The sequence below is a fragment of the Blastococcus sp. HT6-4 genome, from assembly GCF_039679125.1.
GTDB classification, from domain to species: domain Bacteria; phylum Actinomycetota; class Actinomycetes; order Mycobacteriales; family Geodermatophilaceae; genus Blastococcus; species Blastococcus montanus.
The window spans coordinates 1,045,529-1,066,327 of record NZ_CP155551.1 but is presented as its reverse complement, the minus strand read 5'-3'; the positions used below and the strand labels follow the sequence as shown (position 1 = coordinate 1,066,327).

The following is a 20,799-nucleotide window of genomic DNA, read 5'->3' as shown; positions in this document are numbered from 1 at the left end:
TCCGTGGGTACTGGCAGGGGACTTCCAGGTAGTTCACAACTTGAGTGTCTAAGGTTTCCCCATGGCAGCTCCCTCCACCGCCGAAGTCGCCCGTCCCAGCCGCGGCGGACGGCCCCGTGATCCCAGCCGGGACGGCGTCATCCGCGCGGCGATCCTGCGACTGCTGGCCGACGTGGGCTACGGCGCGCTGACCATGGACGCGGTCGCGGCCGAGGCCGGCGTGGGCAAGGCGACGATCTACCGCCGCTGGCGGACCAAGCAGGACCTCGTCGTCGACACGATCTCCGACCTGAACCGCGCCGAGGCGCACACCCCGGACACCGGGTCCCTCGAAGGCGACCTGCGCGAGCTGATGCACTCGCTCGCCAGCGTCGTCAACGGCCCGACGGGCGCGGCGACCCTGTCGCTGCTGTCCACCGTGCCGCGGCACCCGGCCCTGGCCGAGGCCTTCCGGAACGGCCCGCTGGCCGTGTGGTCGCAGCCGTTCGACCAGGTGCTGGCCAACGCCGAGGCGCGCGGCGAGCTCGACCCGTCGTTCCGCACCACGCCGGCCGCCGAGACCATCAGCGCCCTGCTGGTGCAGCGCTGGCTGCTCACCGGCGACCCGGTGGACGACGCCTACGCCGACGAGGTGCTGGACACCGTCGTGCTCCCGCTGGTGCGCAGCCACGCCGGGGCGCGCGCCTGACGGCTGGACGCAGACGGGACCGGCCCGCCCCCTCGGGGACGGGCCGGTCTCGTCGTGTCGGGGCGGTCAGCGCTTGCGGCGCACCTGGACCTGGACCTTCTCCACCGGGGCTCTGCGGTGCCGGATCTTCTGGACCACGACGAGCGTGACCAGGAGGCCGGCGGCCCCCATCGTCGCCTGGCCGGCCGGCGTCTGCAGGAACCGCCGCACCGCGTCCTTGCCCTGCGCCTTCAGGCGCGTCGGGCTGGTGCGGTAGGCGATCTGGTCCAGCGTGGCGGCCAGCGACTCGCGGGCGGAGTCGATCTCGAGCTGGATCTGTCGTGGGTCGCGGGGCACGGCGACAGCCTGCCAGACGCCACGCAGGTCAGCGCGCCGACGGCCTCGGGCGCACCCGGCCGGGGGACTCCTAGACTCCGGGACCACGCGGGAGTGGTGTAACGGCAGCCACGCCAGACTTAGGATCTGGTGCCTTCGGGCGTGGGGGTTCGACTCCCCCCTCCCGCACAGCGACGGAGGGGCCAGCGGTCGAGTGGCCCAGTGACCCAGGCGTCTCCACTCGATGCACGGCGCAGGTGCCCCTCTGTGGGCCGCGCGGGCTCACGGGGTCATGGCACGCATGGCGTATTCCGCTGCGCGCGAGCGCCCGAGCCGAGCCGATCGGCGTGCTGGTGGGCGCCAGGGCCGGCCGGCTCCGCCGGTGGATCACGCCGCCCCGGGGGCTCCGACGGGCACGACCAGCTCTGCGGCGACGTACCCGACACCGCCGTCATCGTCATCGGGATCCCCGCAGCCGGCCAGGCCCATGGTGATCAGGGCCAGCCCCGCCACCAACGAGGTGCGCACGCGCCCGGCGCGGTGACGGGCACCATCAGGGTTCGACACGTTCGCCACTGTCCCGATCACGTATTCCTCCTCCGGCTGAGCGCGCTGCCCGCACGAACAGCATCCTCCGTGCGGGCAGCGCGCGCAGGTGTGATGCGCGAGGTACTGGTCAGGCAGAGCAGAGCCCGAAGGGTCCTTGCGCCGGGATCAGCGCCGAGTCGACGCCCAGGAAGCGCCCTGCGTGGTGACATCCCTGATGGCGAGGCCGCCCGCGATGACGGTCAAGCACCCTTGACACCATCAACCCCCGTCAAGCACGCTTGTCATGACAAGGTCGCTTGACCAGGTGGAGGGCCCGTGAAGAACGACGTGCGCGAGCTCCGGCTGGCCGCCGGGCTCTCCCAGCGCGAGCTGGCCGAGGCGCTCGACGTCTCCCGGCAGACCGTCAACTCCATCGAGACCGGCCGCTACGACCCGTCACTCCCCCTGGCCATCGCCATCGCCCGCCACTTCCGCAGCACCGTGGAGGAGATCTTCCATGTCGACTGACGCGCGCACCCGCCGTTCCGCGATCCTCGCCCTCGGCGTCGGCCTGCCCGTCCTGGCCGCCCTGATCGTCGCCGGGTTGCTGCTGCGCGAGCACGGGCCCGGGAACATGGGCACCGGGCTCCTCCAGGGCGCGGCCGTCGGCCTGGTCGCCGGCGCCGTTCTCTGGTGGCGGGCGATCCGCCGCCCGGGACGGACCTCCACCTTCGAGCGGGCCTGGACCCAGACCGGGGACGAGCGCGACGACGCCGTCCTGACCCGCGCCCTGGCCGTGCTCGGGCTGGCTGCTTTTCCGCTCACCGCTGCCGCCACGATCGCGATCGGCCTGGGCGCCTACGTCTACATGGTGCTCACGCTGCTGCTCCTGGCCGAGGTCCTCGTCGGCGCCGCGGCCTTCGTGGTGATCAACCGCCGGAGCTGACCGGCCGCACACCGGTCCGCCGGGTCAGGACAGCTCCACCCGCAGTTCGAGCTCGGCCGACGGGGTGTCCGGGTCGTCGTCGTCGACGACGGCCAGCAGGTGCACGACGTCGTCGCGCATCCCGCGCAGCGCCAGCCCCTCGACCTTGCGCACGTGGCCGTCGACCTCCGAGACCGGCGCGACGGCGAGCACGGTCTCGTCGTCGGCCAGCGCGATGGCGGTGGCCACCACCGGCCCGTCGTCGACGGCGTTGGGGGTGTCCTCCGCGGCCGCGCTCAGCAGGACCCGCCCGTCGGGGAGGGCGACCGCGTCGGTGATCGCGAGGCCCACGCCCTCGACCTCACCGAGGTCGTAGTGGCGCGGTCGGTCCACCGGCACCGAGCCCGGCTCCGCCCGGCCGAGCACGGCGGCGACCATGGCCGCCAACGGCACGTCCACGCTGGCGGACCGGACACCGGCCGCGAGGTTGCCGCGGTTGAACCACCGGACGACGTCCCCGTGCCGGCTGGCGCCCTCGAGGTTGACCGAGTCGATCGGCACGCCCAGCCGCTCGGCCACCCGCTCGTACAGCGGGCCGAGCTCGGCGGCCCGCACGACCGGCCGGCCGGCGTCGAGCCGCACCAGCACGCCGCGCATGCGCCGCGGGGTCGAGCCGGAGCCGAGCAGCAGGGCCGCCGGCTCCCCGTCCACCTCCGCGGGGCAGGCCACCTCGAGGTCGGGCTTGAGGTGCTTGGTGCCCTCGTCCTCCCGGAAGGTGTCGAGACCCTCGACGGACGGCAGCACCTGAACCGCGGTGACCCCGCCGGGGCGGCGCCAGGCGGCGATCGTGGAGTCGTCCTGGACGACCAGCCAGCCGTCGCCCAAGGGCGCGACGCCCGACGCCGCGGTCACCGGCGTCCCGTCGTCGAAGTGCAGGACCCGGGTCTCTTCCACGACGACTCGCATCCGGTATCTGTGCCCGGACCGGCCCGACCTCACGCCCGGGCCGGCATCTCCCCCCAGCGGAGCGGCCCAGCGGTTCCCGAGCGGGCTCCGGTTTGCGGTGCGGTCAGGTCCAGAGGACGGCGACGAACACGTTGAGGATCGCCAGCGCGCCGGTGGTGTGGAAGAACGGCAGCGGCGCCTTCGGATCGGCCCGGCCTGCATCGGCCGCTTGCTGCTTGCGCGCGGCCAGGAACACCGTGACCACGGCGAGCACCGTGACGACCAGCTTGACGCCGATCTTCACGTGGTCCACGGCCAGGTCGCCGGCCTCCCGCACCCCCACCAGGGCCAGACCGGTGACCAGCTGCGTGAGGGCACCGACCTGCATCAGCGTCGTGTCGAAGCCGGCCTTCCGGGTCACCTGGAACAGGAACGGGCCGATGATCAACGACAGGCCGAGGATGTGGACGCCGACCACAGCAGGCGCACGAGCTCCATGCCGGGAGGCTACTGAGCGGGGTCGGTGCGCCCCGGGTCACGGGGCGACGGCCGGCCGTTCACCCACGTGGGTGGACGTGCCCCGCACGGGCTCGGGCAAGGCGCCCCGCGCGCCGATCAGGAGGCATGACCTCCCCCGCCCTCTCCGGCGCCACCTGGCTGCCCGCGGCCGTGATGCGCGCCGCCGTCGTCCACTCGATCGCGGCCGTCCCCGCCCGTGGCCGGCACCGGGCGCCGGAGTTCGGCGTGGCGGCGCGGGTGGCCGGCGAGGAACAGCCGACGCGGCGCGGCCGGCACGCCGAGCCGGAGGAGGACGACTTCCCGGCCTGGCTGGGGCTCGCGCCCCGACAGGGCTGAGCGGGGCTCAGCGCGCGCCGAGCACCTCGGCGAGCACGGGCACGAGCGCGGCGAACGCCTGGCCGCGGTGGCTGCGGGCATCCTTCTCCGCCGGCGACAGCTCCGCGGAGGTGCGCTCCAGCCCGGCCGGGACGAAGACCGGGTCGTAGCCGAAGCCGTTGCTGCCGCGCTTCTCCCGGACCACGGTCCCGCGCCACTCCCGCTCCAGCACCCGCTCGGTGCCGTCCGGGGTCACCAGCGCGGCAGCGCACACGAAGGCCGCGCCGCGCCGCTCGTCCGGGACGTCGGCCAGCTGCCCCAGCAGGAGCGCGGTGTTCGCGTCGTCGTCCCCGTGCCTTCCCGACCAGCGCGCCGACAGCACCCCCGGCATGCCGTTGAGCGCGTCGACGGTGAGCCCGGAGTCGTCGGCCACCGCGGGCAGCCCGGTGTGCCGGACCGCCTCCCGGGCCTTGAGCAGCGCGTTCTCCGCGAAGGTCGCGCCGGTCTCCGGCGCCTCGGGGTACTCTGCGACGTCGCGGAGACCGAGCACCTCGACCCCCGGGACGGCACTCTCCAGCAGCCGCTGCAGCTCCGCGAGCTTGCCGGCGTTGCGGGTGGCCAGCAGGAGCCGGGTGCTCATCGGGACAGCGCCGCGGCCTGCAGGCGGGTCAGCTCGGCGCAGCCGGCGACGGCCAGGTCCAGCAGGGCGTCGAGCGTCGGCCGGTCGAAGACGGCGCCCTCGGCCGTGCCCTGTACCTCGACGAAGCCGCCGTCGCCGGTGCAGACCACGTTCATGTCCGTGCCGGCCCGCACGTCCTCCTCGTAGGCGAGGTCCAGCCGCGGTTCGCCGTCGATGACGCCGACGCTGACCGCCGCCACCGACTGCGCCAGGGGGTTCGGCTTGGCGAGCTTCCTGCGGTCGCCGAGCCACGAGACGGCGTCGGCGAGCGCCACGTAGGCGCCGGTGATCGCGGCGGTGCGCGTTCCGCCGTCGGCCTGGAGGACGTCGCAGTCGATGGCGATGCTGTTCTCCCCCAGCGCCCCGAGGTCGATCGAGGCGCGCAGCGAGCGTCCGATGAGCCGGCTGATCTCGTGGGTGCGGCCGCCGATCTTCCCGCGCACCGACTCGCGGTCGCTGCGGGTGTGCGTGGCCCGCGGCAGCATCGAGTACTCGGCGGTGACCCACCCGAGCCCCGAGCCCTTGCGCCAGCGCGGCACCCCCTCGGTGACGCTCGCGGCGCACAGCACCCGGGTGCGGCCGAACTCGACGAGCACCGAGCCCTCGGCGTGGTCGAGCCAGTTGCGGGTGATGGTCACCGGGCGGAGCTGATCGGCCGTGCGGCCGTCGGGGCGGGTCACGGCTGCCGACAGTAGTGCGCGGCCGGGGCCACCACGGCGCGCACCCGCGGCGCACCGTTAGCGTCGGCAGGCATGGCGGTGACCTCCCTGACCGATCGGCGACGGGAGCGCTGGGAGCGTTCGACCGACTGGATCCTCACCACCGCCGCGCTGCTGTTCCTCGCCGCGTACGCCTGGCCGATCCTCGAGCCCGACCTGCCCCCGCCCTGGCCGGCCGTGTGCGGCTGGGTCGCCGGGGTGACCTGGCTGTGGTTCGCCGTCGACTACGCGGTCCGCCTCCGGCTGGCGGAGCACCGCCGGGCGTTCGTGCGATCGAACCTGTTCGACCTCGCCGTGATCGTCCTGCCCCTGCTGCGGCCGTTGCGGCTGCTGCGCCTGGTCACCCTGCTCAACGCGCTCAACCGGCACGCCGGGCGCTCGCTGCGCGGCCGCGTCGCGGTCTTCGTCGTGGGCGCCACGACGCTGCTCATGTTCGTCGCCGCCCTGGCCGTGCTCGACGCCGAGCGCGACCACCCCGAGGCGAACATCGACGGGTTCGGGGAGGCGCTGTGGTGGGCGTTCGCGACCGTCACGACGGTGGGGTACGGCGACCGCTACCCGGTGACCACCGAGGGCCGGGTGGTCGCCGCCGGCCTGATGCTCACCGGCATCGCCCTGCTCGGCGTGGTCACCGCCACGTTCGCCTCCTGGCTGGTCGAGCGCGTGCAGCAGGTGGGCGAGGAGACCGAGGCGGTCACCCGGCGGGACCTGCAGGCGCTCACCGAGGAGGTCGCGCACCTGCGGGCGCTCCTGTCGGAGAAACCGGCCGACGAGCGCTCCGGCTGACCTGCGGGGCCGTCCGCGCGGCTCGGGCACGCAGCAGGCGGGGACGCCGGGCAGGATCGGGGTCATGAGATCGGAACTTCGTGCCGTCCGGACCGGCGGGGTCCCCGTCGTCGTCGACCTGACCGACGAGTGCGCCGACTTCGTGCGGTCGGAGGACGACGGCCTGCTGCACGTCTTCGTGCCGCACGCCACGGCGGGTCTGGCGATCCTGGAGACCGGCTCCGGGAGCGACGACGACCTGCTGGCCCAGCTGGACGAGCTGCTCCCGCGCGACGACCGGTGGCGGCACCGCCACGGCTCCCCGGGGCACGGCCGCGACCACGTGCTGCCGGCGTTCGTGCCCCCGCACGCCAGCGTGCCGGTGCTGGAGGGCCGGCTCATGCTGGGCACCTGGCAACGGATCTGCCTGGTCGACACCAACGCCGACAACCACCAGCGCCAGGTGCGCTTCTCGTTTCTCCCCGGGTGAGTCGCGCCGCCCCCTTGCGAGCGGGGCGCCACGACACGGCAGGATGCGCGGCATGACCGAGACCGACGCCGTACCCGTCCGCCTGGCTGCCGGCGACCCGGCGCCGGAGTTCACCCTGCCTGACGCCGATGGCAACCCGGTGTCGCTGGCCGACTACCGCGGCCGCCGCGTGATCGTCTACTGCTACCCCGCCGCGCTCACCCCCGGCTGCACCACGCAGGCCGTCGACTTCACCGCCGCGGCCGGCGACCTGGCCGAGGCGGGCCTGGACATCCTCGGCATCTCCCCCGACCCGGTCGAGAAGCTCGCCCGGTTCCGGGAGGAGGAGGGGCTGCAGATCACGCTGGTCTCCGACCCGGACAAGCAGGTGCTGCAGGCCTACGGCGCCTACGGCCCCAAGAAGCTGTACGGCAAGGAGGCCGTCGGCGTGATCCGGTCGACGTTCATCGTCGATGCCGAGGGCCGGATCGAGAAGGCGTCCTACAACGTCAAGGCCACCGGCCACGTCGCCAAGCTGCGCCGCGAGCTCGGCCTCGGCTGACGCGGTCACGCCCGCCAGGTGCCCGGCCGCGGCTGGCACGACGGCGGGCAGGGGTACCCCGGGTCCCACGGGAAGCCACCGTCCGGGTGCGCCCAGGTGAGCTGGTAGGCGGGCACGGAGTACTCGTCGGGGCGCTGGTAGAAGCGGTTGGCGCTGAACAGCACCTCCCCCGGGTTGGGCAGCTGCTCGACGACGATCGGCTCCGGGCCGTCGGCGATCACCTCGCCGGCCACCGGGTCTCGGCCCGCGAGCACCTGACCGGCCACCCCGTTCAGCAGGCCGCAGGCCGTCTCGTGCCCGACGCCCACCACGACCAGCTCGGGGTGGGCGACCCCGAACAGGCCGACGGTGTAGCCGAACGGGGGTTCGTCGGACTCCTCCCCCCGCATCACGTACTGCACGGCGACCCGGTGGGCGCGGATCGTCCGTGCCAGCCGGGCGTCCTCCTGGTCGAGCCAGGCGAGGGTCTGCGGATCGGTCATGCCGGTCAGCCTGCGGGGCGGTACCGACATCCGGACGGCCGGCGGCCGGTCTGTGGACGCGGCGCGCAGCTGGGGACGAGCCGGTCAGCGGCCGTCGAGGCCGAAGACGCTCGTGACCAGCGCGTCGATCACCGTGGTCGCGGCCTTGAGGTCCGGGGCGCGCGCGGCCAGCACGTCGGAGTACAGGAAGGACTCGCCCAACCGGACGACCGCCAGCGCCAGGAGCGGGACCGGCACCTGCGGGACCAGGCCGAGCTCGTCGACGTCGCGCTGGAAGAGCGCGGTGTAGTCCTCGACGACCCGCGGCTGCACACGCCCCTGCGGATCGGTGAAGACCCGGATCGCCGTCGCCGGCTCCTCGTCGAGCAGCCGCCGGACGACACCGGCGGTGCTGAGCGCGTAGCGGAAGTCCTCGCTGACGGCGAGGCAGCGGAGCCGCCCCGGGGGCTCGGCTTCCGCGGGACGGGCGTCGTACTCCCGCTCGATCGCCCGCAGGGTTCGCCGGGCGAGGTAGCCCACCGCCTCCCCCAGGATCGCGTCCCGGTTGCCGGCCCGGCGGAACAGCGTCGCCCGGGCGATGCTGAGCTCGGTGGCGAGCGTGCCGGTGTCCAGCCGCCGCCCCTCCAGGAGCGTGCGCGCCGCCTGCCGCACGATCTCCACCGGGGGCTCCGCCACAGTGGCAGCGTAGGACAGGACGGGCGGGCCCCGACCGAGATCGGAGCCCGCCCGCCGTGCTACCGGCTGCTCATCACATGGGGCAGGTGGCCCGGTAGTCCGAGATGCTGCCGAAGTACGACACCGTCGGGCCCGGGCAGAGGAACTGCGTGTACCGGGTGTCGTCGTCCACGAACCGCTTCAGCCAGGCGATGGAGCTCGACGCGATGTCGTCGTTCGGGCTGTTCGGCGCGAAGTGGCTCGCGTTGTTCAGCTCGAGGTAGGCCCGCTCCTGCGCATTGGTCAGGTTGTTGTAGAACGGGATGGAGTGGCTGTCCACCGGCGCGACGGTGTCCTCCTCGGCACCGATCACCAGGGTGGGCGTCGTCACCTCGTACCAGGTCTTGTCCGTGTTCCAGCCGGTGAGCGGGATCGCCGCCTGCAGGGAGGGCCGGTCCTTGGCCGCCTCCAGGGCACCACCACCGCCCATCGAGTGGCCCATCACCGCCAGCCGGGAGGCGTCGACCCGGGAACGGACCGAGCTGGACCCGGTCAGGTAGTCCAGCGCGGCGAGGAGCTGGTCACCGCGCGAGTTCGGCTGGTCGTAGCGGGAGTTGGTGTTGAAGGTGATGACGACGAAGCCCTGGGAGGCGATCCGCGGGCCGAGCCAGGCGATCGTCGACTCCGACGCGGTGTACCCGGGGGAGATGGCGACGCCCCCGAACCTGCCCGACGTGGTGCTGGTCGGGTAGTAGATCGTGGCCGACCCGAAGCCGGGGGTGTACCAGTCCGACACCGACGTCGACGAGACGGAGAACGGGCCGCGTTCGGCGGTGATGCTGGACTGCGTGGGCGCGGGGCCCCGCCACCAGGAGGGGTCGGCGGAGGCGGGGACCGACGTGGCGACGACCGTCGCCAGCGTGAGGGCGAGCGCCGCGGAGGCGCGCGCCAACAGGCGTGGAATGGGCACGGTGGACCTTTCGGAGGAGAGCCGCGGCCGACGGCAGCGGCGACCGAGGAGGAGGTACGCCGACACACCGGGCCCGGTTCGTGATAGGCATCACCGTCGACGTGGCGTCAACGTAGCGTCACCCAGCGGAGGTGCGCAACACCTTCCGCAAATGTTTCAGAACCTCCTGGTACGGGCGACGATCAGCCACCTCCGGCGGCCCGCCGGGCCCGTGCCCGCCGCTTCCCCTCGTGCATCGCCTGCACCCGGGCCACCGGGATGGCGCGGCCCTCGGCGAGCAGGTCGGGCGGCAGCTGCTGCGGTCCGGGGAGCAGCGCCGACCAGTCGGCGAGGCGCGCTGCCGCGCCCGTGACAGTGACGTCGCCGGGCCGCACCGCGTCGAGGTCGGCCCAGGCCACGGGGGCCGACACCGGCAGGCCCGGCCGCACCCGCGGGCTGTAGGCGGCGACCACGGTGCCCGTGCCCGAGCGGGTGGAGTCCACGAACACGCGGCCGTGCCGCTCCTCCTTCAGGAACGCCGTCGTCGCGATGCCGGGGTCCAGCTCGGCGACCCGCTGCGCGAGCGCCCGCGTGGCGGCGGCGACGTCCTCGACCGGCGACCCGTGCACGGGCACCACCACGTGCAGCCCCGAGGAGCCGCTGGTCTTGACCGCACCGGCGAGGCCGGCCTCCTCCAGCACCCGCCGGGCCAGCCGGGCGACGGTGACGACCGCGGAGAAGTCGGCGCCGTCGGGCGGGTCCAGGTCGAGCACCAGCCCGGTCGGCTCCCGGGAGCCGGCCGGCAGGAACGGCACGTGGAACTCCACCGCCCGCTGGTTGGCCAGCCACAGCAGCGTCCGGCGGTCGTCGCAGAGCACCTGGTGCACCTCGCGGTGCGCCGACTCCGCCCACACCGCCACCGTGCGCACCCAGGGCGGCGCTCCCTTCGCCACGTTGCGCTGCATGAACGGCGCCTGCCCGGGGCGTACCCGCACCACCGACAGCGGGCGCCCCGCGAGCAGCGGGACCAATCGGTCGGCGACGGCGTCGAGGTGGTCCACCAGCGCCCGTTTGGTCACCCCCAGCCCGTCACCGAGAGGTGAGTCCAGGCTGGTCAGCGCCACACCGTCGCGTTCCTCGTCGGCCACGCCGGTCACGCTGCCCGGCCGCCGGGGCCGCGGCAACCGCTCGCGGCCCGACGGCCGACAGGCCGCGGCCGCGTCACCGGTGACGGGTCGCCTAGAGCTCGTACACAGCCTTCGGCTGCACCAGCTCGGTCTCCGGGAACACCGAGCTCGCGGCGAACAGCTGCCCGATGTGGTCGACCCAGGCGGGGATGTGCGTGAGCAGCAGCCGGCCCACCCCGGCCGCCGCCGCGTGCTGGGCGGCCTGCCGGCCGGTCAGGTGCAGCCCCGGCGGCTGCTCGGGGACGTTGTCGGGATGCGCGGCCTCGGCCAGCAGCACGTCGGCGCCCCGGGCCAGCTCGACGACGCGGTCGCACGGCCCCGTGTCGCCGGTGTAGACCAGGGACCGGCCTCCGGCCGTGAGCCGGATGGCGTAGGTCTCGACCGGATGGGCCGTGCGCGCGAGCGCCACCTCGAACGGCCCGATGGTCAGCGCCCCCGGACCCACGGGCACGAAGTCGAAGACGTCGGTGAGCCCGTCGCCGTCCAGGTCGTAGGCCAGCGCCAGCCGGCGCTCGGCACCCACCGGCGCGTACAGCGGCACGACCGAACCGCGCGACCGGCCCGAGTAGCGGTGCCACACCACGAACGGCGCCACGTCGAGGCAGTGGTCGGCGTGCAGGTGCGAGAGGAAGACCGCGTCGATGCTCCCCGGGTCGACCAGGCCCTGCAGGGCACCGAAGGAGCCGTTGCCCAGGTCGAGCACCAACCGGAAGCCGTCGTGCTCGACCAGGTAGCAGGACGCGGGCGAGTCGGGACCGGGGCCGCTGCCGCAGCACCCGACGACCGTGAGCTTCACGCGGCCCCCACCCGTCCGGCGCTGAGCACCGCGCCGACCTCGGGGCCGAGGAACCGCCGGCCCAGCCGGGCGAACGGCTCCGGGTCGCCGGTGGCCAGGAAGACGTGCTCCGGGGGTGCCGCGCCGGGGTCGCGCAGCAGGTCGGTACGGGTGAGCACCCGGTACACGTCCTTGGCGGTCTCCTCCGCGCTGGAGACGAGCGTGACCTCGTCGCCGAGCACCACCGACAGCACGCCGGTGAGCAGGGGGTAGTGGGTGCAGCCGAGCACGACGGTGTCCACCCCGGCCACCAGGAGCGGGTCGAGGTAGGACTGGGCCAGGCCCAGCAGCTGCCGGCCGCTGGTCACCCCGCGCTCGACGAAGTCGACGAAGCTCGGGCACGCCGCCGAGGTGACGGTCACGTGCGCGGCGGCGGCGAACGCGTCGTCGTAAGCGCCGCTGGTGACCGTGGCCTGGGTGCCGATCACGCCGATCCGGCCGTTGCGGGTGGCGGCGATCGCCCGGCGGGCGGCGGGCAGCACGACCTCCACCACCGGTACGTCGTAGCGCTCGCGGGCATCGCGCAGCGAGGCGGCGCTGGCCGAGTTGCAGGCGACCACGAGCAGCTTCACGCCGCTGTCGACGAGCTCGTCCATCACCGCGAGCGAGTGCCGGCGCACCTCGGCGATCGGCAGCGGGCCATAGGGCCCGTTCGCCGTGTCCCCGATGTAGCGGACCGCCTCGTGCGGCAACTGGTCCAGCACCGCGCGGGCGACGGTGAGCCCACCGACGCCCGAGTCGAAGATGCCGATGGGTGCATCCGCACCCCGCCGCGTCGTCCCCATGTCGCGGGCCAGGCTAGACGGCGCCACCGACGGGCGTGCACCACACCCACGGACGGGCGCGTCCGCCGGGCCCGATGCGCCGAGCGCCCCCTCCCGGGGACAGGAGGGGGCGCTCGGCACGCAGGCATCGGGCGACGGAGCCGCTCAGGCCCAGAGCTGACCCTCCAGCGCGGAGGTGGCCTCCTCCAGGGTGCCGGCGTAGGCCCCGGTCGAGAGGTACTTCCAGCCGCCGTCGCAGACGATGAAGACGATGTCGGCGTCCCGCCCCGCCGCCACCTCCTTGTCGGCGATGCCGAGCGCGGCGTGCAGGATGGCACCGGTCGAGATGCCGGCGAAGATGCCCTCGCGCTCCACCAGCTGGCGGGTGCGGTGGATGGCGTCCTCGGGCCCCACGGAGAAGCGCGAGTCCAGCAGCTCCGGGTCGTAGAGCTCGGGGATGAACCCCTCGTCGATGTTGCGCAGCCCGTAGACGAGCTCGCCGTAGCGCGGCTCGGCGGCGATCACCTGGACGCCCGGCTTGTGCTCGCGCAGGTACCGCGAGACACCCATCAGCGTGCCGGTGGTGCCGAGGCCGGCGACGAAGTGGGTGATCGACGGCAGGTCGGCGAGGATCTCCGGGCCGGTGCCCTCGTAGTGCGCGAGCGCGTTCGCGGGGTTGCCGTACTGGTAGAGCATCACCCAGTCGTCGTGCTGGGCGGCCAGCTCCTTGGCGACGGCGACGGCCTGGTTCGAGCCGCCGGCCGCGGGCGAGGAGATGATCTGCGCGCCGTACATCTCGAGCAGCTGGCGGCGCTCCACCGAGGTGTTCTCCGGCATCACGCAGATCAGCGTGTAGCCGCGCTGGCGGGCCACCATGGCCAGCGAGATCCCGGTGTTGCCGCTCGTCGGCTCGAGGATGGTCGACCCGGGCTGCAGCAGCCCCTCCTTCTCGGCCGCCTCGATCATCTTGATCGCCGCGCGGTCCTTGATGGAGCCGGTGGGGTTGTGGTCCTCGAGCTTGGCCCACAAGCGCACGTCAGGGGTCGGCGAGAGGTTCGGCAGCCCCACGAGCGGGGTGTTGCCGAGCGAGTCGACGAGGGAGGCGAAGCGGGCCATGAGAACTCTTCCGGGAGAGGTGTCGGGGGGACGGAGCGGCGGACCGCTCAGCAGCCGCCCGCGACCGCCGGGAGGATCGTCACCGAGTCGCCGTCCTTGACCTGCGTGTCGAGCGCACCGGTGAAGCGCACGTCCTCGTCGTTGACGTAGACGTTGACGAAGCGGTGCAGCTTGCCCTCCTCGGTGACGAGGCGGTTCTTCAGACCCGAGTGCTGGCTGTCGAGGTCGTCGATCAGTGCGCCGAGGGTGTCCCCGCTGCCCTCGACGGTCTTGTTGCCGCCGGTGTGGGTGCGCAGGATGGTCGGGATCCGGACCTCGATGGCCATGGCGTGCTTCTCCTCGGGAACGTCGATGCGTGGGGGCGCTGCGCGGGGCAGCGGTCGTGCGTCTGAGTCGGGCAACGCCCGGTGGCCGCCGTCGATTCCGGACGGCGGCGCGACTCACCCGTCAGTCGTAGACGACTGTCGTCGGCGAGTGACCGAACAGGTGGGACTCGATGATCTCGACCTCCTCCTCGGACACCTCCCCGTCGACGATGCGGTAGCTGCGGAACTCGACCTCGTCACCGGCCAGGCCGGTCTCCGGCCCGTGGTGGCGGGTGGACACCAGCACGTAGTGGGTGCGCGGGTCCGCGGCAGGTCCCGAGGCGTACCCGATGTCGGTGCGCGACGGGTAGGCCTCGGTGGCGGTGTGCGAGTGGTAGACGACGACGGGCCACTCGTCCCGGTCGTCGAGGTCGCGGTACAGGGCCAGCAGGTCGGCGCTGTCGAACTCGTAGAACGTCGGGGACCGCGCGGCGTTCAGCATCGGGACGAAGCGCTCGGGGCGCTCGGTCCCCTCCGGGCCGGCGACGACGCCACAGGCCTCGTCCGGATGGTCCTTCCGGGCGTGGGCCACGATGGCGTCGTAGGTCGCGCGGTCGATGCGCAGCACGGGGCCAGTCTAGGCCGCCCCGTGCGGGCGTCCCGGCGTCGCCCCCGGTCGGCCCCCCGTCGGGAGACGACCGAGGACCGATACGGTCGGCTCCGTGTGGGTCCCGTCACTGCTGATCGCCGGCGTCGTGCTGCTGGCCCTGCCCGCCGTGGTGCTCGGCTGCCGGGGGCTGTTCCGGCACCGCGGGTACAGCGCCGCCGAGCCGGGCGACCGCGGGTCGGTGGCGGTCATCGTGGCCCTGCGGCTGCTCCTGATCCTCCTGCTCGTGACGGTCTCGGCCGTGGTGCTGCTCTCCACCGTCGGCGCGCTGGTCGTCGACGTGGAGCTGCACGGCATGGTCTACGTGCTGTTCGCCCTCGACCTGCTGCTCGCGGCGCTGGTCCTGGTCACCTTCGGCCGGCGCGAGCGGCGGCCAGCGCGTCGACGAGCGACCCCTGCACGGCGGTGAGCCAGTAGTAGACGGCCATCTGGTGGCCCTCCTCGCCGTCGGCGTCCTCCGGGAACTCGCTGTCCTCGCCGATGTCCAGCCGGGTGCCCAGGGCCAGGCGGAGGTCGTTGAGCGTCCGCAGCCAGGCGCCGGCCTCGTCCTCGTCGAGCCGCACCTCACCGCCGTCGGCCGGCAGCGTCGCCCGCACGACCGCCAGGTCGTCGGCCTTGCCGCTGCGCAGGGAGGACTCGGTCATGCCCCGGTAGTCGTCCGCCAGTTCCGGATCGCTCCGGTGGCCGTCCGGGAACAGCCGGGCGACCACCGGATCGCCACCGGAGCTGTCGTCCTGCAGCAACTGCTCGAGCTGGTCCAGGAGCAGCCCCGTGACCCCGGCCTCGGCGGCGATGAAGCGGGCGACGTACCGGCCGCCCTTGGCGCGGAAGGGCTTCATGAGTCGCGCTGGTACGTGGCCCAGAGGCCGTAGGCGTGCAGGCGGCTGGTGTCGTGCTCCATGCGCTCCTTGGGCCCCGAACTGACGACCGCCCTGCCCTCGTGGTGCACCTGCAGCATCAGCGTGGTCGCCGTCGGCTCGTCGTAGCCGAACAGCTCCTGGAACACGAAGGTCACGTAGTTCATCAGGTTCACCGGGTCGTTCCAGACGATGGTCACCCACGGGCGGTCGAGGTCGCCGAGGACCTCTTCCGTCGTCTCGGGTGCCCGAGTGGGAGCGAGCGGTCCGGCCACGGCTCCACTCTAGGACGTCGCGCCGCCCGTCGATCCGGCCGGCGCATACGCTCCCGTGCCATGCCGACGGCTCCCGCGCTGCTCACCGACCGCTACGAGCTGACGATGCTGGCCGCGGCGCTGGCCGACGGCACGGCGGCGCGGGACTGCGTCTTCGAGGTCTTCGCCCGCCGGCTCCCCCACGGCCGCCGGTACGGGGTCCTGGCCGGCACGGGGCGGTTGCTGGAGGAGCTCCCGGGCTTCCGGTTCGGCGACGTCGAGCTCGCCGCCCTGCGGGAGCAGGGGCTGACCGACCAGCGGCTGCTCGACTGGCTGGCCGACTTCCGCTTCAGCGGTGACATCGACGGCTACACCGAGGGCGAGCTGTTCTTCCCCGGCTCGCCGGTGCTCACGGTCCGGGCACCGTTCGGCGAGGGGGTGCTGCTGGAGACCCTGGCCCTGTCGATCCTCAACCACGACTCCGCGATCGCCTCGGCGGGGGCGCGCATGGTGGCCGCCGCCTGCGAGCGGCCGTGCATCGAGATGGGTTCGCGGCGCACCCACGAGCAGGCGGCGGTGGCGGCCGCCCGGGCCGCTCACCTCGTGGGCTTCGCGGCGAGCTCCAACCTGGAGGCCGGGCGGCGCTACGGCGTCCCGACCACCGGCACCAGCGCGCACGCCTTCACCCTGCTGCACGACGACGAGCGGGCCGCCTTCCGCGCCCAGGTCGACACCCTCGGCGTCGGGACGACGCTGCTCGTGGACACCTACGACGTCGAGCAGGGCATCCGGACGGCCATCGAGGTGGCCGGGCCGGAACTCGGCGCGATCCGGCTGGACTCCGGCGACCTGCCCACTCTCGCCACCCGCGCCCGGGAGCTCCTCGACGAGCTGGGCGCCACCGGCACCCGGGTCATCGTGACCAGCGACCTCGACGAGTACGCCATCGCCGGTCTCATGGCCGCGCCGGTCGACGGCTACGGCGTCGGCACCTCGCTGGTCACCGGCTCGGGGGCGCCCACGGCCGGGATGGTCTACAAGCTGGTGGAGCGGGACGGCGTCCAGGTGGCGAAGCGGTCGGAGGGCAAGAACTCCGTGGGGGGCCGCAAGTTCGCCGTCCGCCGGCACGGTCCCGACGGCACGGCCACCGCGGAGGTCGTGAGCAGCGAGCCGATCGAGCCCGGCGCCGGCGACCGCGACCTGGTGCTGCCGCTGGTTCGCGCCGGCGAGCTCTGCGCGCAGCTCTCCCCTGCCGAGGCGCTGCGGCTGGCCCGCGAGCACCACGCAAAGGTGCGGGAAGCCCTGCCCGCCGAGGCGTGGGCGCTGTCCCGCGGGGAACCGGTGCTGGAGACCGTGACCGCCTGACCGGGAGGAGCCCCCATGACCCGCGCACTGATCGTCGTCGACGTGCAGAACGACTTCTGCGAAGGCGGCAGCCTCGCCGTCGCCGGCGGGGCCGCGGTCGCGGCGGCCATCACCGACCACGTGCGGACGGCGGCGGGCGGGTACGACCACGTCGTCGCCACCCGGGACCACCACATCGACCCCGGCTCCCACTTCTCCGCCTCGCCGGACTTCGTCGAGACGTGGCCCGCGCACTGCGTCGTCGGCACCGGCGGCGTGGAGCTCCACCCGGCGCTGGACCGGGAGCCGATCGAGGCCGTGTTCGACAAGGGCGAGTACGCCGCCGCCTACTCCGGCTTCGAGGGCGCCGCCGACGGCGTCGAGCTGGCCGACTGGCTGCGCGAGCGCGGGGTGGAGGCCGTCGACGTCGTCGGCATCGCCACCGACCACTGCGTGCGGGCCACGGCCCTGGACGCCGTCGCCGCCGGGTTCGGCACCCGCGTGCTGCTCCCCCTCACCGCCGGCGTCTCCGAGGCCACCACGGACGCGGCGCTGGATCAGCTGCGCACCGCCGGCGTCGCGCTGGAGGGGTCGCCCCGCACGGCCTGAACGGCGCCGCCACGACGTCCACCCTCACCCCGCGGCGTCCTCCCTCAGCGCCCACGATGAGGGTGGACACGCGATGATCAGGTCCCCTGATCATCGCGCGGGAGCCGCGGGGTGGGCCGGGGCTGGGGGCCGGCTACACCGCGTCGAGCACCTCGTCCCGGGTGAAGCCGAGCACGTGGAGCACCGCGTCGAGGTACGGCTGGTTCAGGGCGGTGTGCGCCTGCTCGCGCACGAACGGCTTGGCGTTGAAGGCGATCCCGAGACCCGCGGTGTTGAGCATGTCCAGGTCGTTGGCGCCGTCGCCGACGGCCACGGTCTGCTCCAGCGGGATGCCGTACTGCGCGGCGAACCGGGCCAGGGCGCGGGCCTTGCCGGGCCGGTCGACGATCTCGCCGACGAGACCACCGGTGAGGCGGCCGTCCACGATCTCGAGGGTGTTGGCCGCGGCGAAGTCGAGCCCGAGGCTCTCGGCGAGGGGGTCGGTGATCTGGGTGAAGCCACCGCTGACGATGCCGCACCGGAAACCGAGCCGCTTGAGCGTGTGAATCAGCGTCCGGGCGCCCGGGGTGAGCACGAGGTGTTCCCGGACCTCGTCCAGCACCTCCGCCGGCAGCCCTTCCAGGACGGCGACCCGGGCCCGCAGCGACTCGGCGAAGTCCAGCTCCCCGTTCATGGCGGCGGCGGTGATCCGGGCGACCTCGGCCGCCCGGCCGGCCCGAGCGGCCAGCTCGTCGATGACCTCGCCGCGGACGAGGGTCGAGTCGACGTCGAGCACGATCAGCCGCTTGCTGCGGCGGGCCAGCCCGACCTGCTCGACGGCGATGTCGGCGCCGGTCGTCGCGGCCACCGACGCGAGCGCGGTGCGCAGGGCCGTCGCCTCCGCACCGGAGACGGTGAGCTCGAAGCTGGTCACCGGGTAGTCCGACAGCCGGCGGATGGCGTCGATGTTGCCGCCGATGCCCGCGACGGCGCGGGCGGCCCCGGCCACCGCCTCGGGCGGGATCGGCCGGCCGAGCACGATCACGTGGTGCGGGCGACCGGCCGCGACCGGGGCCGGCACGGGGGCCGCCCCGGGCTCGGTCGCCGACTCCACCCGCACCCGCACCCCCACGGCCGATCCGACCTCCTCGGCGACCCGCTCGAGATGGCTCAGCAGCTCAGCCTCGCCGGTCCTTCCGCCGTCGCCGTCCAGGGCCCCGACGACGACGCCGAGCACCAGGTGACCGTGGACGACCACCTGCTCGACGTCGAGCACCTCCACCGCCGGGCTGCCGGGCGCGGCGGCGACGAGCGCGCCGAACAGCTCCGCCGTCACCCCGGGCCGGTCGGCGCCGGTGACGGTCAGCAGCGCACGCACGGCGGACGGCGTGGACTCCGGGAGCTGGCGGGGCATGGGCTGGAGCGGCACGGCGCCATCGTGCCGCACGGCGTCCGAGGCCCCGGCCGGTCCCCCTCCGCGGAGAGACGGCCCGGGAACGACCGACGCCCCGCCGGCCCGGAGGCCGACGAGGCGTCGTGGAGGTTCTCCCCTCTCCCTGCCCGGACGTGTCCGGACCGGGAGGAGGGGCGTCGCTCAGGTCGGGTCGGGGTCCTTCGACCCCTGGCGGGGACCGCTGTCCTCGACCAGCTCGCTGACGCCGGCGTAGGGCTCGTGCCGCTTGCCCGCGTGCGCCTCGGCCTCGAGCCGGTCCAGCAGGTGCGGGTAGTGCGCCTCGAACGCCGGTCGCTCCGAGCGGATCCGCGGGATCTCGACGAAGTTGTGCCGCGGCGGGGGCGAGCTGGTGGCCCACTCCAGCGAGTTCCCGTGGCCCCACGGGTCGTCGCGCAGCGCGAGCTGCCCGTACTTCCACGACCGCACCACGTTGTAGATGAACGGGATGGTGGCGGCCCCGAGGACGAACGAGAAGATCGTCGAGATCGCGTGCATGGTCGTGAACGCGTCGGTCTCGAGGTAGTCCACGTAGCGGCGCGGCATGCCGGTGTTCCCCAGCCAGTGCTGGATGAGGAACGTGCCGTGGAAGCCGATGAACGTCATCCAGAACTGCAGCTTGCCCAGCCGCTCGTCCAGCATCCGGCCGCACATCTTGGGGAACCAGAAGTAGATGCCGGCGTAGGCGGCGAACACCACGGTGCCGAAGACCACGTAGTGGAAGTGGGCGACGACGAAGTAGCTGTCGTTGACGTGCCAGTCCAGGGGCGGGCTGGCGAGCAGCACGCCGGTCAGGCCACCGAGGAGGAAGGTGATCATGAAGCCGATGGCGAACAGCATCGGCGTCTCGAAGGTCATCTGGCCGCGCCACATGGTGCCGATCCAGTTGAAGAACTTGATGCCGGTGGGCACGGCGATCAGGTACGTCAGGAAGGCGAAGAACGGCAGCAGCACCGCACCGGTGGCGTACATGTGGTGCGCCCACACGGCCACGGAGAGCGCGGCGATGGACATCGTCGCGAACACCATGCCCTTGTAGCCGAACAGCGGCTTGCGGGCGAACACCGGGATGACCTCGGTGATGATGCCGAAGAACGGCAGCGCGATGATGTAGACCTCGGGGTGCCCGAAGAACCAGAACAGGTGCTGCCACAACATCGGCCCCCCGTTCTCCTCCGAGTAGATGAGCGAGCCGAGGTTGCGGTCGGCGATCATCGCCGCGATCGCCGCGGTCAGGATCGGGAAGGCGAAGAGCACCAGCAGGCTGGTGATCAGGGTGTTCCAGGTGAAGATCGGCATCCGGAACAGCGTCATGCCCGGCGCCCGGAGGCAGGCGATCGTGGTGATGAAGTTGACCGCGCCGAGGATCGTCCCGAGGCCGCTGACCGCGAGGCCGGCGAACCACATGTTGGCCCCGGCACCCGGGGAGTGGACGGCGTCGGACAGCGGCACGTAGGCGTACCAGCCGAAGTCCGCCGCGCCGCCCGGGGTCAGGAAGCCGCCGACCGCGATCAGGCTGCCGAAGAAGAACAGCCAGAAGGAGAGCGCGTTCAGCCGGGGGAACGCCACGTCGGGCGAACCGATCTGCAGCGGCATGATCAGGTTGGAGAACGCGAAGAACAGCGGCGTCGCGAACATCAGCAGCATGACCGTGCCGTGCATGGTGACCAGCTGGTTGTACTGCTCCGGGGAGAGGAACTGCAGCTCCGGCCGACCCAGCTCACCACGCATCAGCATGGCCATCAGTCCGCCCAGAACGAAGTAGGCGAACGAGGTGGCCATGTACATCAGGCCGATGGTCTTGTGGTCCGTGGTCCGCAGCAGGTTGGAGAGCCGCGAACCCTTCTCCACCACGTGAGCCGGGCTCGGCCGGCTCACGATGGGCGCCGGTGCAATCGTCACGGGTCGCAGCTTAGAC

General features: G+C 73.3%; 29 protein-coding genes and 1 tRNA gene. 11 read left to right on the top strand and 19 right to left on the bottom strand.

Translation table 11 applies throughout. The annotated features are described in order from the left end of the window. The first annotated feature begins 61 nt into the window (after nt 1-61). A complete protein-coding gene (locus tag ABDB74_RS05270; RefSeq protein ID WP_346622308.1) occupies nt 62-688 on the top strand; it encodes a TetR/AcrR family transcriptional regulator in 627 nt (208 codons plus the stop codon). A 66-nt stretch (nt 689-754) separates the two neighbouring features. On the opposite strand, the gene ABDB74_RS05265 is transcribed toward ABDB74_RS05270, so the two are convergent. Next, complete coding sequence (locus ABDB74_RS05265) at nt 755-1,024, bottom strand: DUF3618 domain-containing protein (RefSeq protein WP_346622307.1); 270 nt, start codon at nt 1,022-1,024, stop codon at nt 755-757. Between the two features lie 87 nt (nt 1,025-1,111). Between ABDB74_RS05265 and ABDB74_RS05260 the strand changes: the two genes are divergently transcribed. After that, nucleotides 1,112-1,192: transfer RNA gene (locus ABDB74_RS05260), tRNA-Leu, on the top strand. A 198-nt stretch (nt 1,193-1,390) separates the two neighbouring features. On the opposite strand, the gene ABDB74_RS05255 is transcribed toward ABDB74_RS05260, so the two are convergent. Further along, on the bottom strand, nt 1,391-1,570 hold the full coding sequence (locus tag ABDB74_RS05255; RefSeq protein WP_346622306.1) for a hypothetical protein: 180 nt from the start codon (nt 1,568-1,570) through the stop codon (nt 1,391-1,393). A 297-nt stretch (nt 1,571-1,867) separates the two neighbouring features. Here ABDB74_RS05255 and ABDB74_RS05250 point away from each other — a divergent pair, with 297 nt between their 5' ends. After that, complete coding sequence (locus tag ABDB74_RS05250; RefSeq protein WP_346622304.1) at nt 1,868-2,059, top strand: helix-turn-helix transcriptional regulator; 192 nt, start codon at nt 1,868-1,870, stop codon at nt 2,057-2,059. After that, on the top strand, nt 2,049-2,477 hold the full coding sequence (locus ABDB74_RS05245; protein ID WP_346622303.1) for a hypothetical protein: 429 nt from the start codon (nt 2,049-2,051) through the stop codon (nt 2,475-2,477). Before ABDB74_RS05250 ends, ABDB74_RS05245 begins: the two co-directional genes overlap by 11 nt. A gap of 24 nt (nt 2,478-2,501) precedes the next feature. Here the strand turns inward: ABDB74_RS05245 and ABDB74_RS05240 are convergent, their stop codons facing one another. Both ABDB74_RS05240 and ABDB74_RS05235 read right to left on the bottom strand, forming a co-directional pair. Continuing rightward, on the bottom strand, nt 2,502-3,422 hold the full coding sequence (locus tag ABDB74_RS05240; RefSeq protein WP_346622302.1) for a DUF6910 family protein: 921 nt from the start codon (nt 3,420-3,422) through the stop codon (nt 2,502-2,504). Nucleotides 3,423-3,525: 103 nt separating this feature from the next. Then, nucleotides 3,526-3,879, bottom strand: a complete 354-nt coding sequence (locus ABDB74_RS05235; RefSeq protein ID WP_346622300.1) for a hypothetical protein — start codon at nt 3,877-3,879, stop codon at nt 3,526-3,528. A 146-nt stretch (nt 3,880-4,025) separates the two neighbouring features. Here ABDB74_RS05235 and ABDB74_RS05230 point away from each other — a divergent pair, with 146 nt between their 5' ends. Beyond that, nucleotides 4,026-4,256, top strand: a complete 231-nt coding sequence (locus ABDB74_RS05230; RefSeq protein ID WP_346622299.1) for a hypothetical protein — start codon at nt 4,026-4,028, stop codon at nt 4,254-4,256. 7 nt (nt 4,257-4,263) lie between these two features. Here the strand turns inward: ABDB74_RS05230 and rdgB are convergent, their stop codons facing one another. Together rdgB and rph are read right to left on the bottom strand one after the other, a co-directional pair. Further along, nucleotides 4,264-4,875 (bottom strand): RdgB/HAM1 family non-canonical purine NTP pyrophosphatase, encoded by a 612-nt coding sequence (gene rdgB, locus ABDB74_RS05225; RefSeq protein WP_346622297.1) that lies wholly within the window; start codon nt 4,873-4,875, stop codon nt 4,264-4,266. Then, complete coding sequence (gene rph / locus ABDB74_RS05220; RefSeq protein ID WP_346622296.1) at nt 4,872-5,594, bottom strand: ribonuclease PH; 723 nt, start codon at nt 5,592-5,594, stop codon at nt 4,872-4,874. Before rph ends, rdgB begins: the two co-directional genes overlap by 4 nt. A gap of 72 nt (nt 5,595-5,666) precedes the next feature. On the opposite strand from rph, the gene ABDB74_RS05215 reads away from it, so the two are divergent. The 3 genes from ABDB74_RS05215 to bcp all read left to right on the top strand — a co-directional run bounded on the left by ABDB74_RS05215 (nt 5,667) and on the right by bcp (nt 7,429). Then, complete coding sequence (locus ABDB74_RS05215; protein WP_346622294.1) at nt 5,667-6,419, top strand: ion transporter; 753 nt, start codon at nt 5,667-5,669, stop codon at nt 6,417-6,419. Between the two features lie 64 nt (nt 6,420-6,483). Continuing rightward, nucleotides 6,484-6,888 carry a YjbQ family protein gene (locus tag ABDB74_RS05210; RefSeq protein WP_346622293.1) on the top strand — a complete coding sequence of 135 codons (405 nt, stop codon included), beginning with the start codon at nt 6,484-6,486 and terminating at the stop codon, nt 6,886-6,888. A gap of 52 nt (nt 6,889-6,940) precedes the next feature. Beyond that, nucleotides 6,941-7,429 (top strand): thioredoxin-dependent thiol peroxidase, encoded by a 489-nt coding sequence (gene bcp, locus ABDB74_RS05205; RefSeq protein WP_346622291.1) that lies wholly within the window; start codon nt 6,941-6,943, stop codon nt 7,427-7,429. A gap of 5 nt (nt 7,430-7,434) precedes the next feature. On the opposite strand, the gene ABDB74_RS05200 is transcribed toward bcp, so the two are convergent. The 9 genes from ABDB74_RS05200 to ABDB74_RS05160 form a co-directional block, all read right to left on the bottom strand. Then, nucleotides 7,435-7,911, bottom strand: coding sequence for a DUF4262 domain-containing protein (locus tag ABDB74_RS05200; protein WP_346622289.1), 477 nt, complete (start codon nt 7,909-7,911; stop codon nt 7,435-7,437). Between the two features lie 84 nt (nt 7,912-7,995). After that, a complete protein-coding gene (locus tag ABDB74_RS05195; RefSeq protein WP_346622288.1) occupies nt 7,996-8,586 on the bottom strand; it encodes a QsdR family transcriptional regulator in 591 nt (196 codons plus the stop codon). A gap of 73 nt (nt 8,587-8,659) precedes the next feature. Continuing rightward, complete coding sequence (locus tag ABDB74_RS05190; protein ID WP_346622286.1) at nt 8,660-9,535, bottom strand: dienelactone hydrolase family protein; 876 nt, start codon at nt 9,533-9,535, stop codon at nt 8,660-8,662. Nucleotides 9,536-9,717: 182 nt separating this feature from the next. After that, a complete protein-coding gene (locus ABDB74_RS05185; RefSeq protein WP_346622284.1) occupies nt 9,718-10,662 on the bottom strand; it encodes an ATP-dependent DNA ligase in 945 nt (314 codons plus the stop codon). A gap of 91 nt (nt 10,663-10,753) precedes the next feature. Then, nucleotides 10,754-11,497 carry an MBL fold metallo-hydrolase gene (locus ABDB74_RS05180; RefSeq protein ID WP_346622283.1) on the bottom strand — a complete coding sequence of 248 codons (744 nt, stop codon included), beginning with the start codon at nt 11,495-11,497 and terminating at the stop codon, nt 10,754-10,756. Beyond that, nucleotides 11,494-12,321: a glutamate racemase gene (gene murI, locus ABDB74_RS05175; RefSeq protein WP_346622281.1), complete on the bottom strand. Its 828-nt coding sequence runs from the start codon at nt 12,319-12,321 to the stop codon at nt 11,494-11,496. The genes ABDB74_RS05180 and murI overlap by 4 nt, the downstream gene beginning before the upstream one ends. A gap of 144 nt (nt 12,322-12,465) precedes the next feature. Further along, nucleotides 12,466-13,416: a cysteine synthase gene (locus tag ABDB74_RS05170; protein WP_346622279.1), complete on the bottom strand. Its 951-nt coding sequence runs from the start codon at nt 13,414-13,416 to the stop codon at nt 12,466-12,468. 47 nt (nt 13,417-13,463) lie between these two features. Beyond that, nucleotides 13,464-13,742 (bottom strand): MoaD/ThiS family protein, encoded by a 279-nt coding sequence (locus tag ABDB74_RS05165; RefSeq protein ID WP_346622277.1) that lies wholly within the window; start codon nt 13,740-13,742, stop codon nt 13,464-13,466. Between the two features lie 121 nt (nt 13,743-13,863). After that, a complete protein-coding gene (locus ABDB74_RS05160) occupies nt 13,864-14,349 on the bottom strand; it encodes a M67 family metallopeptidase (RefSeq protein WP_346622276.1) in 486 nt (161 codons plus the stop codon). Nucleotides 14,350-14,443: 94 nt separating this feature from the next. On the opposite strand from ABDB74_RS05160, the gene ABDB74_RS05155 reads away from it, so the two are divergent. Continuing rightward, nucleotides 14,444-14,797: a hypothetical protein gene (locus ABDB74_RS05155; protein WP_346622274.1), complete on the top strand. Its 354-nt coding sequence runs from the start codon at nt 14,444-14,446 to the stop codon at nt 14,795-14,797. Here ABDB74_RS05155 and ABDB74_RS05150 read toward each other — a convergent pair. Both ABDB74_RS05150 and clpS read right to left on the bottom strand, forming a co-directional pair. Next, entirely contained in the window at nt 14,736-15,227 is a 492-nt protein-coding gene (locus tag ABDB74_RS05150; RefSeq protein ID WP_346622273.1) for a DUF2017 family protein, read from the bottom strand. The genes ABDB74_RS05155 and ABDB74_RS05150 overlap by 62 nt on opposite strands. Continuing rightward, a complete protein-coding gene (gene clpS, locus ABDB74_RS05145; protein ID WP_346622271.1) occupies nt 15,224-15,520 on the bottom strand; it encodes an ATP-dependent Clp protease adapter ClpS in 297 nt (98 codons plus the stop codon). The genes ABDB74_RS05150 and clpS overlap by 4 nt, the downstream gene beginning before the upstream one ends. Before the next feature lie 60 nt (nt 15,521-15,580). On the opposite strand from clpS, the gene ABDB74_RS05140 reads away from it, so the two are divergent. Further along, nucleotides 15,581-16,864 carry a nicotinate phosphoribosyltransferase gene (locus tag ABDB74_RS05140; RefSeq protein WP_346622270.1) on the top strand — a complete coding sequence of 428 codons (1,284 nt, stop codon included), beginning with the start codon at nt 15,581-15,583 and terminating at the stop codon, nt 16,862-16,864. 15 nt (nt 16,865-16,879) lie between these two features. Next, a complete protein-coding gene (locus tag ABDB74_RS05135) occupies nt 16,880-17,452 on the top strand; it encodes an isochorismatase family protein (RefSeq protein ID WP_346622268.1) in 573 nt (190 codons plus the stop codon). A 133-nt stretch (nt 17,453-17,585) separates the two neighbouring features. Here ABDB74_RS05135 and serB read toward each other — a convergent pair whose 3' ends face one another. Together serB and ctaD are read right to left on the bottom strand one after the other, a co-directional pair. Next, the gene (gene serB / locus ABDB74_RS05130) at nt 17,586-18,860 is read right to left on the bottom strand and encodes a phosphoserine phosphatase SerB (RefSeq protein ID WP_346622267.1); all 1,275 of its coding nucleotides are present in this window, start codon (nt 18,858-18,860) and stop codon (nt 17,586-17,588) included. Nucleotides 18,861-19,025: 165 nt separating this feature from the next. Next, entirely contained in the window at nt 19,026-20,783 is a 1,758-nt protein-coding gene (gene ctaD / locus ABDB74_RS05125; protein ID WP_346622266.1) for a cytochrome c oxidase subunit I, read from the bottom strand. Nucleotides 20,784-20,799: the final 16 nt, after the last annotated feature.

What these genes read in the sequence shown, in the direction of transcription:
- ABDB74_RS05270 (WP_346622308.1), top strand. Translation starts at nt 62, where the DNA reads ATGGCAGCTCCCTCCACCGCCGAAGTCGCCCGTCCCAGCCGCGGCGGA.
- ABDB74_RS05245 (WP_346622303.1), top strand. Translation starts at nt 2,049, where the DNA reads ATGTCGACTGACGCGCGCACCCGCCGTTCCGCGATCCTCGCCCTCGGC.
- ABDB74_RS05240 (WP_346622302.1), bottom strand. Translation starts at nt 3,422, where the DNA reads ATGCGAGTCGTCGTGGAAGAGACCCGGGTCCTGCACTTCGACGACGGG.
- ABDB74_RS05230 (WP_346622299.1), top strand. Translation starts at nt 4,026, where the DNA reads ATGACCTCCCCCGCCCTCTCCGGCGCCACCTGGCTGCCCGCGGCCGTG.
- rdgB (WP_346622297.1), bottom strand. Translation starts at nt 4,875, where the DNA reads ATGAGCACCCGGCTCCTGCTGGCCACCCGCAACGCCGGCAAGCTCGCG.
- ABDB74_RS05215 (WP_346622294.1), top strand. Translation starts at nt 5,667, where the DNA reads ATGGCGGTGACCTCCCTGACCGATCGGCGACGGGAGCGCTGGGAGCGT.
- ABDB74_RS05210 (WP_346622293.1), top strand. Translation starts at nt 6,484, where the DNA reads ATGAGATCGGAACTTCGTGCCGTCCGGACCGGCGGGGTCCCCGTCGTC.
- bcp (WP_346622291.1), top strand. Translation starts at nt 6,941, where the DNA reads ATGACCGAGACCGACGCCGTACCCGTCCGCCTGGCTGCCGGCGACCCG.
- ABDB74_RS05200 (WP_346622289.1), bottom strand. Translation starts at nt 7,911, where the DNA reads ATGACCGATCCGCAGACCCTCGCCTGGCTCGACCAGGAGGACGCCCGG.
- murI (WP_346622281.1), bottom strand. Translation starts at nt 12,321, where the DNA reads ATGGGGACGACGCGGCGGGGTGCGGATGCACCCATCGGCATCTTCGAC.
- ABDB74_RS05170 (WP_346622279.1), bottom strand. Translation starts at nt 13,416, where the DNA reads ATGGCCCGCTTCGCCTCCCTCGTCGACTCGCTCGGCAACACCCCGCTC.
- ABDB74_RS05165 (WP_346622277.1), bottom strand. Translation starts at nt 13,742, where the DNA reads ATGGCCATCGAGGTCCGGATCCCGACCATCCTGCGCACCCACACCGGC.
- ABDB74_RS05150 (WP_346622273.1), bottom strand. Translation starts at nt 15,227, where the DNA reads ATGAAGCCCTTCCGCGCCAAGGGCGGCCGGTACGTCGCCCGCTTCATC.
- ABDB74_RS05140 (WP_346622270.1), top strand. Translation starts at nt 15,581, where the DNA reads ATGCCGACGGCTCCCGCGCTGCTCACCGACCGCTACGAGCTGACGATG.
- ABDB74_RS05135 (WP_346622268.1), top strand. Translation starts at nt 16,880, where the DNA reads ATGACCCGCGCACTGATCGTCGTCGACGTGCAGAACGACTTCTGCGAA.